12 protein-coding genes are annotated in these 15,608 nt (G+C 54.4%); 9 read left to right on the forward strand and 3 right to left on the reverse strand.

The window, feature by feature from the left end; all coding sequences use genetic code 11:
- Window positions 1-24: 24 nt before the first annotated feature.
- Window positions 25-657: a pyridoxamine 5'-phosphate oxidase family protein gene (locus tag HGO37_RS22855; RefSeq protein ID WP_250985387.1), complete on the forward strand. Its 633-nt coding sequence runs from the start codon at window positions 25-27 to the stop codon at window positions 655-657.
- Here HGO37_RS22855 and HGO37_RS22860 read toward each other — a convergent pair.
- Window positions 654-920 carry a hypothetical protein gene (locus tag HGO37_RS22860; RefSeq protein ID WP_250985388.1) on the reverse strand — a complete coding sequence of 89 codons (267 nt, stop codon included), beginning with the start codon at window positions 918-920 and terminating at the stop codon, window positions 654-656. The genes HGO37_RS22855 and HGO37_RS22860 overlap by 4 nt on opposite strands.
- Between HGO37_RS22860 and HGO37_RS22865 the strand changes: the two genes are divergently transcribed.
- The 7 genes from HGO37_RS22865 (at window position 894) to dusA (ending at window position 10,589) form a co-directional block, all read left to right on the forward strand.
- A complete protein-coding gene (locus tag HGO37_RS22865; RefSeq protein ID WP_250985389.1) occupies window positions 894-2,957 on the forward strand; it encodes an autotransporter domain-containing protein in 2,064 nt (687 codons plus the stop codon). The genes HGO37_RS22860 and HGO37_RS22865 overlap by 27 nt on opposite strands.
- A gap of 523 nt (window positions 2,958-3,480) precedes the next feature.
- Window positions 3,481-5,490 carry an HSP90 family protein gene (locus HGO37_RS22870; RefSeq protein WP_250985390.1) on the forward strand — a complete coding sequence of 670 codons (2,010 nt, stop codon included), beginning with the start codon at window positions 3,481-3,483 and terminating at the stop codon, window positions 5,488-5,490.
- A 107-nt stretch (window positions 5,491-5,597) separates the two neighbouring features.
- The gene (locus tag HGO37_RS22875) at window positions 5,598-6,545 is read left to right on the forward strand and encodes a TIR domain-containing protein (RefSeq protein ID WP_250985391.1); all 948 of its coding nucleotides are present in this window, start codon (window positions 5,598-5,600) and stop codon (window positions 6,543-6,545) included.
- Between the two features lie 242 nt (window positions 6,546-6,787).
- A complete protein-coding gene (locus tag HGO37_RS22880) occupies window positions 6,788-7,711 on the forward strand; it encodes an agmatinase (protein WP_250985392.1) in 924 nt (307 codons plus the stop codon).
- A gap of 893 nt (window positions 7,712-8,604) precedes the next feature.
- Window positions 8,605-8,880: a BON domain-containing protein gene (locus HGO37_RS22885; protein ID WP_192491157.1), complete on the forward strand. Its 276-nt coding sequence runs from the start codon at window positions 8,605-8,607 to the stop codon at window positions 8,878-8,880.
- Between the two features lie 182 nt (window positions 8,881-9,062).
- A complete protein-coding gene (locus HGO37_RS22890) occupies window positions 9,063-9,230 on the forward strand; it encodes a hypothetical protein (protein WP_250985393.1) in 168 nt (55 codons plus the stop codon).
- Between the two features lie 348 nt (window positions 9,231-9,578).
- Window positions 9,579-10,589, forward strand: a complete 1,011-nt coding sequence (dusA, locus tag HGO37_RS22895) for a tRNA dihydrouridine(20/20a) synthase DusA (RefSeq protein ID WP_250985394.1) — start codon at window positions 9,579-9,581, stop codon at window positions 10,587-10,589.
- A gap of 419 nt (window positions 10,590-11,008) precedes the next feature.
- Here the strand turns inward: dusA and HGO37_RS22900 are convergent, their stop codons facing one another.
- Window positions 11,009-11,812 carry a DUF72 domain-containing protein gene (locus HGO37_RS22900; RefSeq protein WP_250985395.1) on the reverse strand — a complete coding sequence of 268 codons (804 nt, stop codon included), beginning with the start codon at window positions 11,810-11,812 and terminating at the stop codon, window positions 11,009-11,011.
- An 11-nt stretch (window positions 11,813-11,823) separates the two neighbouring features.
- Complete coding sequence (gene uvrA, locus HGO37_RS22905; protein ID WP_250985396.1) at window positions 11,824-14,745, reverse strand: excinuclease ABC subunit UvrA; 2,922 nt, start codon at window positions 14,743-14,745, stop codon at window positions 11,824-11,826.
- A 305-nt stretch (window positions 14,746-15,050) separates the two neighbouring features.
- Here uvrA and HGO37_RS22910 point away from each other — a divergent pair, with 305 nt between their 5' ends.
- Entirely contained in the window at window positions 15,051-15,599 is a 549-nt protein-coding gene (locus tag HGO37_RS22910; protein WP_192491087.1) for a single-stranded DNA-binding protein, read from the forward strand.
- Window positions 15,600-15,608: the final 9 nt, after the last annotated feature.

Raw genomic sequence — 15,608 nt, forward strand, 5'->3', positions numbered from 1 at the left:
TCAAGTCTCTGGGAGGAGGGAACGATGCAACACGGTTCTGCCATCATAAGTGAAGAGCAATTGCGGGCACTCTATCCGCCGACACATGCGCTTGCGGTTCAAAAACTTCAGCCAGCGCTTGGTGTACACGCGCAGGAATTCATCCGCCGGTCACCATTTGTTTGTCTGGGCACGCAGAATTTGGATGGCCGGGCCGATGTCAGCCCCCGTGGCGACCCGGCTGGCTTCGTGAAAATCCTCGACAATCAAACATTGGCAATACCCGATCGTCCGGGAAACAATCGGTTGGACAGCCTGTCAAACATCATCGCCAACCCGGCCGTGGGGCTGCTGTTTATGATACCCGGCTTTGATGACACGCTGCGTGTCAACGGATTTGCCAGACTGGTCACGCAGCCCGAACTTCTCGAAACCATGTCGGTCAACAACCGCGTTCCCACACTCGCAATCGTGGTGCGGGTCAACGAAGTGTTTCTGCATTGCGCAAAGGCGCTCCGGCGTTCGCGCATCTGGGAACCAGAACACCGGCAGGACCGCCACCAAATGCCATCCTTGATCAAGATGATACTGGATGAAACCACGGGTTCACCGGGCGAGGATGAGATGCGCAAGATCGATGCAGGGTTGGAAGAAGATTACCAGAAGACCATGTATTAGAATACGCTGCGCGCCAGGCGGTGCGAAGTCAAAATCAGACTCCAAGTAATCGCAAAAGTTGCAACACAAGCCTGGCGCAGGGCGGGTGTGCCATCGTCAATCACTACTTTAAGTGGCTGAAATCCAGTTGACTTGAAGGCAGTGATCATCAACATCGCAAGTACTGATTTATTTAAAATCGATTCTACTTGAGGGTTTTCGGTCTTGGTGGACTGGAATGGGGAACCTGTTACTTTATGAATACTGTATATAATTTGAGCCACATCGGCACTCATCTGCGTGCAAACGTCTTGAAGACATCAACGGCACTCGCCCTACTTGCCAGCGGCTGCGGGCTTTTTGCGGCAGGCATTGCTCATGGGGCAGAGGGGCAGGCAGGCTATCTGGAATTCAAAACACTGCTGAACGGCCGTTATTCCGTTGCCAATGGCATCAGTGCCGATGGCAAAGTCATCGTCGGTTCGGCAACGCTGTACAGTGGCCAGGATGACCGTGCCTTTCGCTGGTCCAGCAGCAAAACTGGCATGGTCGATCTCGGAATCCTTCAAGGTGGGACTTTCGCCAGCGCACAGGCTGTCAATGCCAATGGTACAGTGGTCGTGGGCACGGCCGATGCTAACGACGGAGATCTCAGCGCCGTTGTCTGGAGAAATGGCGTTATCACCAACCTTGGCAGGCTTAATAATGGGCGAGAGTCGCGTGCGACAGGCGTAAGCGCCGATGGCGCCGTTATTGTCGGTTATGGTGACGATGGTGAATATAACGGCCCCAGCAAGATCCGCGCTCTGCGCTGGACGGGAAATGGCCAGATAGAAAGCCTTGGTAGCCTCGTTGACGGTGGTTTTTCCCGCGCCAACGGTATCAGCGGCGATGGCAAGGTTATCATCGGACAGGCATGGAATGAGAACATGAGCGACCGCGCCTTCCGCTGGACCGAGGTGGACCAGATGGTCAGCCTCGGCACAATAGCGTCTGCGGCCAGAGGCGTGAATTACGATGGGTCTGTCATTGTTGGTTATGTGATAGATAACGAGGTGGAACATGCCTTTCGCTGGACAGCAGAGTCCGGTTTGATGGACAGGATCGGCGAACTGAACAACGGCACTTATTCCTCCGCACAGGCGGTGAATGCCGATGGCACCGTGGTCGTTGGTTCTGCCGAAAATGGCATTGGAAACATTCAACGCGCCTTCCGCTGGACAAATGAAACAGGCATGATTTCGGTGGAGGACTGGTTGCGCAGCAATGGCGCGACCGTGGCCCAGGATTTCACAGATGTGGCGCGTGGCGTCAGCGCTGATGGCACCATCATTGTGGGGTCTACAACGCAGGACACCGCCTTTATTGCCCGCCTGTCGTCAGAAGGCACCGGCATTATCGAGGTGGAAGAATTTGCCAGCTCCTTGGCCGCCAAACCATCTGCCAGCGTTGCCCTCAGTTTCGCCGGCACCATTCTCAACGGCGCACATGGTGAGCCGATGCGCAACCTGCTAGATGCTGGCCAGCAATCCGTCTGGGTTACGTCGGATATCGGTTACGACAATGGCGCGGCCAGCGATGGCGGCTTTGGCCTTGGCGATTTCGGTTACGGCATTGGTCTGGAAGGCGGCGCCACGGCACGCATGACCTTCGGTGGTGTTTATTCCGATCAGGACATCGAAACCGGCGGAAATTACATCAGCAAGGGCCTGTATATCTCGCCGGAAGTCACGCTTCCGGTGGCCGGCAATGTCTATGCCACCATTGGCGCATTTTACGCGCCGGGCAAGTTGACCATCAACCGCGGGTACAACAATGGCGGCGTGATGGATTATTCCAGGGGTGAAACGGATGTGGAAAGCTGGGCGGCAAAACTGCGCCTGGACTGGCTGAATGCCGCCACCGTCAATGGCTGGAACCTGACCCCTTACGCCAGCCTGACACATGCCCGCTCCAAGCTGGATGCCTATACCGAAACCGGTGGTGGTTTCCCGGCCATGTTTGATGAAATGCGCGACCACAGCACGGTACTGCGCGCGGGTCTGGATGGCGTTCACACCCTGCACAATAACATCCGCCTTCTGGCCCGTGCCGAAGCCGCTTACCGCTTTGAAAATGAAACCGCCGCCACCAGCGGCACCATCATTGGCCTGTCAGACTTCAGTTTCGACGGACAGAAAACCCACCAGTTCTGGCTGCGCGGTGGTCTGGGCGCGGAAGTCGATGTCGCCGGTGGCACAGCCTCAATGAGCGTCAACGTCACGACGCAGGGCGACGACCCAACCGTGTGGCTGCGCTCCGGCTGGAAGGTCAAGTTCTGATTGGTTGATGAGGTAGGTGAGGCGACGTGGCGGTTTAGCAAAACCGCCCTTCGCTATTGCTACGCCGACATATTTCTCGGCCTGATTATTGCTCCAACGACCGCAAGGTATTTGCGGCCTCAACGAACAAGAGGCGTTCGACATGAAGTCGTCCTTTGAGTCATCTGTCCGATGATGAAAGTCGAGCCGTTCGGACGCTACGTCGCGGTGAAAATGAATGTCCGCAAAGATATACTCGTGCGGACAGGCCTTCGAGCCCTAGGTAATATGTCGAAGTTTAAAGAAGTGACACTCGCCCCCCTCCGGGGGAAGGCGATGCTTGAAACGAATCATGTACCCCTTCGCGAAATATTGTTGTTCATCGGATTTGACCCACTTTACGATTTACCTGATAAATGAAGAATAATCCAAACAGGGCACTCTGGCCCACCTTAATCGTCGTAGCAGCATGGTTTTATGTTCTCTATTTCTTTGTTGGCTGCTATCACACATTCTAAATTATTGAATATTCTGGGGAGATTGAATGTCTGCTGCACTTGAACAGTTCGAGCCTTGGGACCCGCTTGAAGAAAATGGCGGGCTAGACCCTGGTGTATTCATAAGCGCGCAGAAACGAGAAATCTCCAACATCCTTCGTAGCTATACCGGCTATTACGATCTATTTGCGGAACTTCTACAGAATGGCCTAGATGCGGTCGAGCGACAAGCTCTCGAGCAACCAAATCCCGAATATAAGGGAAAGCTTTGGGTTTTGATTGACTTGAAGACGCATTCCGTGAGCGTGACGGATAACGGCTGTGGCATGAGCTTTGATGAATTTAGGCAATTCCTTAGGCCTAACCTATCGTTCAAAACGGGAGCCGTAAGTCGCGGGAGCAAGGGCGTTGGGGCGACTTACCTTGGTTATGGCTTCAATCATCTTCGCGTCATCAGCACCAAGGGTGGGAAAGCTTATTCGGGCTTGATTGAGCATGGTCGCAGGTGGGTTGACGACAAATCAGGTACGGTGAGCAGACCTAAAATCGTGTCCAGTCCAGCAGATTATGGTCCTCTCGCTGGCCTTGAGCACGGAACCACGGTGAGTCTCCAGTTGTCCGGTGACCGGATACGACCAAGCGACTTAACTTGGTACCAGGCGACAACGGCTGAACAATGGCTCAGCTTGCTTCAAATCATGACACCGGTTGGAGGTATATACCTCGGAGCAGATAAAGCGCCTAATACTGAAGTCGAGGTTACTGTTATTGACGGTACAGGACAATCGACGATAGCCAACCTGTCTAGCCCTGAGTATCTGTACCCACATAAACTAGTTGGTAGGAGCGCAGACCTTAGGGAGTTTGTTACGTTTCAAGAACAAGCCGTGGCATCTGGACGAGACACAGCTAGAGTCCCGCCGAAGTTTCAGAAATTGAATGGTTTGTGGGGACAGTGGTCTACAGACGATTTGTTGAAAGAGAACGGTAAGTCATCGCCTATAAATCTGCGACTGGACAATGCAGAACGACAGCTTGCTAAAGATGCGGGTCTAAATATTTACGTCTATCTCGCATTCTCAACGGAACTCTGGGACAATTTAAATGACAATGTGCTCAGGCTCCGAAAGGGCACTCGCGCACTCCATGGCGGACTACAATTAGCTACACGCGGTATGCCGCAAGGCGTGCCGCTTACTATCCCCATGACAAACAACATTGGCTTTCAAAACCTAGCGCACGTCATATTACATTTTGATAATGCAGAACCGGACCTAGGCCGCAAAGGGTTCCAGCCGGAGATTGTGGCTCTAGCAGAAAAAATTGCAGTTTCTGCCGTCACGGCGTTTCGGCGTCGATATCATCTTCTACGCAAGCCTGGCATGGCAAAAATCTTTGACGATGAACTCAAGGTAGATCAATGGATCAAGGCACAAGAGGCGCATGAGCAAGATCACTCGCTCATTGTGAAAGGTGCTGGACTTTTCATGCCTACTGAGGAGCTTCCTATTCGCTCTGAACCACTAGTAGAACAAGACGTGGTCGCATTGTTTAATCAGATGCTTTCCTCTGGTCTTGTGCGAGGTATCCAGCTGATATCTAGCAGTCAATACAACCAATATGACGGATTGTACCGAGTGCGAATGGCGCCCCCATTCGACAAGTTTATACGCGGCGATAACAACCCCCTGGGGTTAGATCAAGAAATATTCCATGATGAACATGTGATGCAAACGAAAGTAAAAGTACTAGAATACAAATACAATATCGACGGACTTGTTGAGGAACTACAGTCTGGCGTTAAGGATACGAAAGACATAGGCCTCGCCGTGGCTTGGGAGTTGGGTGAAAAGTGGCGGGAAATGTTCGATGTTACCAGCCTTTTGGATGAAGATACAACTCACCATAGGCAGATACATGGTACGACTCATACATTCGCCCATTCCGTTTCTGGTGCACATGCATTCGAAGCCATAATTCTTCACGATCTGGTCCGGTTCCTAAATGATCCCATATCAGAGACGCAGCGACACCGGCATGTACTATCAAATGATTAGACAGCGTCCTTCAAAAGTCATGTCCAGCGGGTAAGCCGATAGCGACATGATTTGCCACTGAATATTTGAATTCTTATGCTCACTTACTTTAGGGCCGAAGCAACAAGATGGAACATCCTTCAATACTAGATAGCCTCCAACAGATACACATTGATGCCGCTTCCTTTTTTGAAAGTGCTGGTACGATGTTGAAATTGAACGGCTATTGGGACGAGACTGAAAAATCTCGGCACTGGGAATCTCCTACAGACTATTGGGCGCAACTGTCGTCAGGCGCCCAAACCGAGGCCAAGTCAATAGCTTCTCGATTGGCAATGCTAGCACAGCAAACTGCTCCCGCTATACGTCGATCTCCACTTTTATCCGAGGCAGATGAGCGAGAAGCTGGCCACGCGTTCAAAGGTATGCGTTCCGCGCTGCGGTTTCGACAATTTAAATTTGAGGATGTTCAAGTGCTGCACGACGAGGGCTCGGTACTTGGGATTCAGGCCGCACATGAAAGTGAACGTTTAGTCGATCCTTTCGAGGCGCACCTCAATTTTAGTTCATGGTGCGAATCGTTGGTCGGTAGGCTTGAACTTGCTGATTTGAGGCCCGCAGACGGGAAGGATATTTCTCGCCAAAATTCGCATCCAATCGCGGCTGGGTACCGTCCAGACACGGCATTCATTATGATGTGGATATCTAAAGACCATCCGGAGTTGGAGGACGCATGCAACAAGATCAAAGAATGTTTTAGGCGATTTGGCATCAAAGCTGTCCGTGCTGATGATATTGAGCATGAGGACGTGATCACTCAGCGCATACTTGATGAGATAAAAACCGCCGAGTTTCTTATCGCAGACATCACAGGTGAAAGACCAAGCGTTTATTATGAGATTGGTTACGCTCATGCGCTTGGTCGGCGAGTCACGATGTACCGAAAGGCAGAAACCACCATCCATTTTGATATCGCGGCCTACAACTGCCCCGAGTACGCTAACCTGACTGGGCTTGAGGCAATGTTGATGAAGCGGCTTGAAGCCCTTACAGGAGGTCCACCCAATCAAAACTGAGCGAATTCCATGAATCGTTCCATGTTGCGCTCTAAGGGGAGACGGGTTGTCACTCAAGCTGCCGGGTAGTGTGCATGACAATGCTCCCTATGCAAATTTAAGATAAAAGACGGAGTTATGGTGCGCGAGCGCTTTGGATCCAAAGCTCTGGTCGTAGGCTTGTGCGTCAGCGTTGACGACACGAAACAGAGGTTATACCTCCTACTGTCGCGTGCCTGCGCAGTGCAGTCTGGAGTTTCATCATGAGCGTTTCATCCACATTTCTGGGGCTTCCGAACAGTGCTGATGATGATGCGCTTGGTGGTGCGGTGCCGCGCATGGTGATGTTTGGGGCGGGGTTTGGCAGCGCCTATCCCGGCAGTGAAGATACTGGCCATGCGCTGGCGGCTGATGCCATCCGGGCTGCGTCCCAGGAAGACGCGCCGCTGATCGACCACTTCGATTTTGATCTTGGTGGACCGGTGTTTGATGGCAAGCCGGTGTCCTGCATCGACATTGGCAACATCAACACCACGCATAGCGACAATGCTGGCAACCGCGCGCGCATCGAAGCGCAGACCCGCCAGGTGCTGGACCAGAAGGCCGTGCCGATCCTTTTGGGCGGTGATTGCTCTGTCACTATTCCGTTCCTGGCGGCCTTTGCCGGACGAGGCCCAATCTGGGTGCTGCAGATCGACGCGCATATTGACTGGCGCGACGAGGTGAGGGGCGAGCGTTACGGCTATTCCAGCCCGATGCGCCGCGCCAGCGAAATGCCTGAGGTGGCTGGCATGGTGCAGGTTGGCCTGCGCAGTGTGGGCAGTGCGCGCCCAAGCGATGTCAACGACGCACTTGCCTATGGTAGCCGTTTTGTCACTGCGCGGGACATGCAGAGCCACGGCGTTGAAGCGGCGCTGAACCATATTCCTGATGGGGTAAACGTGGTCATTTCGCTGGATTGCGACAGCATCGATCCCGCCATCATGCCCGGTGTTGCGGCCCGCACGCCGGGCGGGTTGACCTATACGCACATCATCGACCTGATTTCAGGCGTCGGCAAAAAGGCGCGGATCGCCGGTTTTGACCTTGTCGAGTTTTACCCGCCAGCCGGTGTGGATGGCATCTCGGCGCTAACAGCGTCGCGCATTCTCGTCAACACCATAGGCACAATTGTTCGGCAGGACTGATACGCGGCAATCCTTGGCTTGCGCAACTATTGCATCTGGTGCCCTAGACTGAAGCTGGCTTCATTCCGGCAACAGTGCGGGAATAAAGGAAATTGGGGCGTCGCTTGCGCCTTTCCTCTACCCTTCTGGGAGAGGAAGAGAAATCATCGTCTCAGCTTACGAAGTGATAGATTTTTCGGGTGAGGGGTCCTGTTCTGCCTCAGCCATACCCACCGTCATACTTGGGCTTGTCCCAAGTATCTAACCCCATTTCGCCAAACGAAACGAATGTGGCTGGAGTGGTTGGATCCTCACTACTGCGGCTAGGATGACGTCGATACAGGTCGCAAGATCAGCGTTTCTTGCCGCCAGCAGTCGCAACACCCAGCCCTCATTGCTGTGCCTGACACAGATATCCAGTCGACGCACGTCTAAGCGACCAAAAAGCTCTTTCCGCTAAGAAATGGCCGTCACGAGGTCCTGCGACAGGCGGGGAAATTGGGTGTCGTCACAGTTTTCGAATCACTCCAACATGAACAGATTCGTTAACGCGAAATCTGAATATGAACGGGCAACATGCCAAATGTGGCAGCAAAAACGGCTTGAAACAGCCTCCGGAATATCGCAAATGCGAAATACTACGTGATGACAGAGCCGCGGCATGACCCTGGTGATGCTCGATGGAGGTCGACGCACAGACGTCGAAAAAACCAACGAAAACAGCTAGTCAGCCCCTAAATAACACTGCCCCGCTGCAACGCGAAATCAAGTTCCGCGTTATTACCGCGCTGCGGCTTTGTAACATACCGTTCACTTTTGCGTAAAAACCGTAAATTTTTAAGATTCTGAACGGAACATGAATGTAAGATAACAGTTCATTCATCTGACGTTCATCTTTGAATTGGAGCCACGCGATGTTTTTGAGCACTCTTCACGATACCAATGCCTTCAGCTTTGGCGCTGGCGGAAATCTCACAGCCCGTTGCGCCGCAATCGAGGAAGAACTGCACTATCTGCCAAACTTCTCCGGTACAAATATCGTTGTTACGGTTGAAGGCGGCTGCGTTGTATTGAGCGGAACGGTTGAAACCCGACAGGACCTTTACCGCGCTATCAACGTTGCAAGCGATATCGCCGGTGCAGGCAATGTCATCTTCCGCGTTCAGCACGAGCCAGTGCTGGTCTCGTAAGTCCCAGCACGCGGCCGCTAACAACGGCCAACATCACGATACCCCCGCCCGTCATATCACGGGGGCGGGGTAAAAATTCCGGTCGGCAAACACATCATTTGCAACCGCTCAGAATTATCGGAACCTTTTTACAGCCTGCGGGTTGTTCCGCCAGATCCCAAATTTCCCAGGGTATGGCAACCATGAAGTCGCTTATCTATGCAGCCCGTTCTAAGTCCAGATCATGGACCGCAACGGTTTTGCGCGACTGGGGCCCGGCGCTTGCCGCCTTCGCCATCATCCTGTCATCAGGCTTTTACGCCAACACGCTGATCAGCACGGCGCTGTCGCAGTCGCTACGCAGCTTCTGACAGGTCGTTATCCGGATATTCTTTGTTATCAAACGCCCTTAAAAGCAAAACCCCAGCCAAAAGGCCGGGGTGGACGCTGCTAAAAAAGCAATACCTGAAAACATCGTGCAATATACGACAGGTTTCTAGCAAAGGTTATTTGTGGAAATCAATATCCAATTTTAGGTAGAGTGGAATAATTCCACCACTCAACCGAAATTGTTGTGACCACGCCGGTAACCGCATGGTGATTACCGAGGGAAACATGCCAATTATGCTTTCATTGGATTCCAGGCTTGAGCTGTGTTAGACAGTGGCCAAACATCGTAGCGCGGCCTGTCCAGCGCTTTGGCACGACTTTGGAAAATAATGAAAAATCAGTATCTTAACCGCGAAAAAACCTTCGCCGTTGCACCTATGATCGATTGGACTGACAAATTTTGCAGATACCTGCACCGTCAGATGTCGCATCATGCGCTGCTGTATACGGAGATGATTGTTGCCGATGCCATCATCCATGGCCGGCAGGAAAAGCTGCTGAGGCATCATGATGCGGAAAATCCGGTTGCCTTGCAACTGGGCGGTTCTGCGCCGGAAAAATTGGCCGTAGCCACCAAAATTGCGCTGGAATACAACTACAACGAGATCAACCTCAACGTGGGCTGCCCATCAGACCGTGTCCAGTCCGGCACATTTGGCGCCTGCCTGATGCGTGAACCGGAAACCGTGCAGCGCTGCGTGGCGGCCATGAAAGCGGTGACGGACCTGCCTGTTACCGTAAAATGCCGCATTGGCGTCGATGATCAGATCCCTGAGTATGTGTTGCCGGATTTTATAGCCCGCATGATCGAGGCTGGTGCTGATGCCATCTGGATTCACGCCCGCAAGGCATGGCTGCAGGGCCTTTCACCGAAGGAAAACCGCGAAATTCCGCCGCTGGATTATGATCTGGTCTATGCCATGAAATCGGCAAATCCGACCACCTTCATCGGCATCAATGGCGGCATTTCCGATCTCGCTCAGGCCAGCAAACATCTTGAGCACGTCGATGGCGTGATGTTGGGTCGCGCGGCCTATCACAACACCAATATTCTCGGCGATGTCGATCATGTCATCTATGGCAAACCGGCTGTAGCACCGGACTGGCAGCAGATTTGCCAGACCATGATGACTTTTGCTGCCGACTATATCGCCACTGGCGGTCGTTTGAACCACGTCACCCGCCACATGGTTGGCCTGTTCCAGGGTTTTGCCGGCGCACGCCGCTTCCGCCAGATCCTGTCATCAGACGCCACCAAGCCAGGTGCGGGGCCAGAGGTTATCGAAGCCGCCTTCGCTGCAATCGACTTCGAAGCCACATCGCTGAAAGCTGCGGGTTGAGGTTGTGAGTAGTGGCGCCTTTCCTCTACCCTTGTGGGAGAGGAAGACGTTGAGACAGGTTGCAAGGTCAGCGTTTCTTTCTGCAAACATTCCCTCAGCCACCCTCATGCCTCGTCCTCGGGCCTGACCCGAGGATCAATCACAGGCATGCAGCCGTCACGCGTCGGCACGACATAAGAGTCTTTTCAGCCCAATCACTTGGGCTTGCCTGGATCCCTGTGACGAGCACAGGGAAGAGGGAAGTCGTGGGTACCCACCGAACGACAAACAACCGCGTCAGGGATTGGGGCGGTGCATCTTGCGCCCTTTCCTCTACCCTTGTGGGAGAGGAAGAAAAATCATCAGCTTAGTTTGCTAAGTCGTAGATTTTTCAGGTGAGGGGTTCATACCGCCGCTGAGGCATCACCCACTATCAACCATCAAACCTGCTTGGCCAGATATTGCGCTCCATTCGGTGCATTGACCTTGCCGCCGGTGATGAAGAAGGCAAAGACGTCACGCTTTTTCTGTTCCGGCTTGCGGTCTGGTGCCACCAGCGGCAGGTCATCGGGCACACCGCCCGCCGCATAGGTTTTCAAACGGCCGGCCCAGTCCTTGATGTCCTTTTCCGGATAACAGGTTGCGATATCGTCCTCGCCCTTTTGCAGGCGGCAATAGACGAAATCAGCGGTCACATCTGGCAGCAGCGGATAATCGTGATGGTCGGCGCAAACAACAGCGACCTTGTGTTTGGCCAGGAGCTCAATGAACTCCGGCACCATGAAGGTTTCGTTGCGCACTTCCACCACGTGCTGCAAAGTAAGTCCGTCCTGCTTTTGCGGCAGCAGTGCCAGAAACGCCGCAAAATCATCCGGCTCGAACTTCTTGGTTGGCGCAAACTGCCACAGGATTGGACCAAGATGGTCACCAAGCTCGGTCAGACCCTGCGTCAGGAACTTTTCCATGGAGTCACCGGCTTCCGCCAGCACCTTGCGGTTGGTGACATAACGGCTGGCTTTCAGCGAAAACACAAAACCGTCAGGCACTTCCGAGGCCCATTTGGCAAAGGTTGCCGGCTTCTGGCTGCCATAATAGGTGCCATTGACCTCAATGGCGCTCAACTGGCGGCTGGCATGTTCCAGCTGCCGTTTCTTGGCCAGTTTTTCCGGATAAAAAGTGCCTTCCCACGGGTCGAAGGTCCAGCCACCAATGCCGGTTCTGATCGTGCCAGATGAAGCCGTCATGACAATTCCCCTTATTCTGCCGCCACCCGGGTTTTGCCCGGTCTGCGTTCCAGAAGCTCCTTCAGGAAGTGGCCGGTATAGGAGCGCTCTTCCTTGACAATGGTTTCCGGCGTGCCGGTTGCAACCACTTCACCGCCTCCGGTACCGCCCTCAGGGCCGATGTCGATCACCCAGTCAGCGGTTTTGATGACCTCGAGATTGTGCTCGATAACCACCACGGAGTTGCCCTGATTGACCAGCTCATGCAGCATTTCCAGCAGCTTGGCGACGTCGTGGAAGTGCAGGCCGGTGGTCGGCTCGTCGAGAATATAAAGCGTGCGGCCGGTGGAGCGTTTCGACAGCTCCTTGGCCAGTTTCACGCGCTGCGCTTCACCGCCAGACAGCGTGTTGGCCTGCTGGCCGACCTTGATGTAACCAAGGCCCACATCAAACAGCGACTGCAGCTTGTCACGCACCGCCGGAACCGCCGAGAAGAACTCGACACCTTCCTCAACCGTCATGTCCAGCACGTCGGCAATCGACTTGCCCTTGAAGGTCACATCGAGCGTTTCGCGGTTATAACGTTTGCCGTGGCAGACGTCGCAGGTCACATAAACGTCGGGCAGGAAGTGCATTTCAATCTTGATGACGCCGTCGCCCTGGCAGGCCTCGCAGCGACCACCCTTGACGTTGAACGAAAAACGGCCCGGCTGGTAACCGCGCGCCTTGGCCTCCGGCAGACCGGCAAACCAGTCACGGATCGGCGTAAACGCACCGGTATAGGTGGCCGGGTTGGAGCGTGGTGTGCGGCCAATCGGCGACTGGTCGATATCGATCACCTTGTCGATGAATTCCAGGCCATCGATACGGTCATGTTCGGCCGGAATTTCGCGCGCACCCATCACGCGGCGTGCCGCAGACTTGTACAACGTCTCGATCAGGAAGGTGGACTTGCCACCGCCAGACACACCGGTGACCGCGGTAAACACGCCAAGCGGCACGGAGGCCGTGACGTTTTTCAGGTTGTTGCCGCGTGCGCCAACCACCTTGATTTCCTTGCCCTTTTTCGGCTTGCGGCGTTCCGCCGGCACCGGCACGCCCATTTCGCCAGACAGATATTTACCGGTCAGTGAATTGGGATTGTTCATCACGGCTTCAGGGCTGCCCTGGGCAATGACCTCACCACCGTGAATACCGGCGGCCGGGCCAATATCGACCACATAATCAGCGGTCATGATGGCATCTTCATCATGCTCCACCACAATCACCGTGTTGCCGATGTCGCGCAGGTGCTGCAACGTGTCCAGCAGGCGGGCATTGTCGCGCTGGTGCAGACCAATCGATGGCTCATCCAGCACGTAAAGCACACCCGTCAGGCCCGAACCGATCTGCGAGGCCAGGCGAATACGCTGGCTTTCACCTCCCGATAGCGTGCCGGAATTGCGCGAAAGGCTGAGGTAATCCAAGCCCACATCATTGAGGAAGCGCAGACGTTCGCGGATTTCCTTGAGAATGCGCACGGCAATTTCATTCTGCTTGGCGCTCAGCGTCTCAGGCAGAACGTCAAACCAGTCGCGCGCCGTGCGGATCGACATCTGCGTGACTTCGCCAATATGCAGCTTGTTGATTTTCACCGCCAGCGCTTCCGGCTTCAGGCGGTAACCGGCGCAGGCCGGGCAGGGCGCAGCCGACATGTAACGCTCGATATCCTCACGCGCCCATGCGCTGTCGGTTTCCTTCCAGCGGCGCTCGAGGTTCGGCACGATGCCTTCGAAATTCTTCACGGTCTTGTAGGAGCGTGCGCCATCTTCATACTGGAATTCGATCTTGTCTTCGGTGCCCTGCAAAATGGCGCCCTTGGCCGCCGACGACAGGTCCGACCAGCGGCTGGACAGCTTGAAACCGAAGGCTTTGCCCAGCGCTTCCAGCGTCTGGTTATAATAAGGTGAGGTCGATTTTGCCCAAGGGGCAATCGCGCCGTCTTTGAGCGTGCGGTTTGGTTCCGGCACGATCAGGTTTTCATCCACCTTCTGCTGCGAACCAAGGCCGTCGCAGGTTGGGCAGGCACCAAACGGGTTGTTGAAGGAAAACAGCCGCGGCTCGATTTCCGGAATGGTAAAACCGGAGACAGGGCAGGCAAATTTTTCCGAAAACAGCACCCGCTCATGGGTCTCGTTCAGGGATTTGTTGGCAGAACCACCGGCCGATGTTTCCTCAGCTGGCAGCGGCTTGTCGGCAAATTCGGCAATCGCCAAACCATCGGCCAGCCGCAGACATGTCTCAAGGCTGTCTGCCAGACGGCTTGCCATATCGGCGCGCACCACCGCACGATCCACCACCACGTCAATGTCGTGTTTGTATTTCTTGTCCAGCGCCGGCACGTCGGCAATTTCATAGAACTGGCCATCGACCTTGACGCGCTGAAAACCCTTTTTCTGCAGCTCGGCCATTTCCTTTTTATATTCGCCTTTACGGCCGCGCACGATTGGCGCCAGAATATAAAGACGGGTGCCTTCCTCAAACGCCAGAATACGGTCCACCATCTGGCTCACCGTCTGGCTTTCAATCGGCAGGCCGGTGGCCGGCGAATAGGGCACGCCCACACGCGCAAACAGCAGGCGCATATAGTCGTAGATTTCAGTTACGGTGCCCACCGTCGAGCGCGGGTTGCGCGAGGTGGTTTTCTGCTCGATGGAAATGGCCGGCGACAGACCCTCGATCTGGTCGACATCCGGTTTCTGCATCATTTCCAGAAACTGGCGCGCATAGGCCGACAGGCTTTCCACGTAGCGGCGCTGCCCCTCGGCATAGATGGTGTCGAATGCCAGCGATGATTTTCCGGAGCCGGACAGTCCCGTCATCACGATCAGCTTGTTGCGCGGCAGGTCGAGATCAATCCCTTTCAGGTTATGTTCTCGTGCACCACGGATGGAAATCGTCTTCAATTCGCTCATGACAAGGCTCGGAATATATGTTGGCGGGCAGGGTCGGGCACTTATGTAGTGCGGCCAAGCCCGGTGTCGAGTTTAATCGTATGGAATAGCTGCTTTTCGATTCTGTTCCGCTGGATAATAGAGATTTATTGGAACAAAGAAAGAACAAACTTGACGTGAAAGCAATCCCGGTGAATTGTATGCAAACATTCCTTGTGGATTGTGTGGCGGTAAAGGTGCCCATTGGCCACCTCTATGGTCTATGATCTCACCAGTTTTAGAAAAGAAAGTTTTCCGGGCAAAATGCACGGAGCAAGGATAACGAGATGGCAGGCAGTGTAAACAAGGTAATTTTGATCGGTAATGTTGGGGCGGACCCGGAAATTCGCCGCACCCAGGACGGACGCCCAATTGCCAATCTTCGTATTGCCACCTCCGAAACCTGGCGTGACCGCAACAGCGGCGAGCGCAAAGAAAAGACCGAATGGCACACGGTTGTCGTATTCAACGAAGGTCTTTGCAAGGTTATTGAACAATACGTCAAGAAGGGCGCCAAGCTCTACATCGAAGGCGCGCTGCAGACCCGCAAGTGGCAGGACCAGACGGGCAATGACCGTTACTCCACTGAAGTAGTGCTGCAGGGCTTCGGCTCCACGCTGACCATGCTGGATGGTCGCGGTGAAGGCGGTGGCGGCGGCAGCCGTGGCGGCGACTTTGGCGGCGGCGGCAATGATTACGGCGGCGGCTCCTCCGGTGGCGGTTATGGCGGTGGTTACGACCAGCAGCCAGCACGCAGCGGCGGCGGTGGTGGTGCACGCGGCGGCCAGCCTGCGGGCGGCTTCTCCAACGACATGGACGACGATATCCCGTTCTGATCGACCAAT

The organism is Rhizobium sp. CG4 (genome assembly GCF_023701965.1).
GTDB lineage: Bacteria > Pseudomonadota > Alphaproteobacteria > Rhizobiales > Rhizobiaceae > Agrobacterium.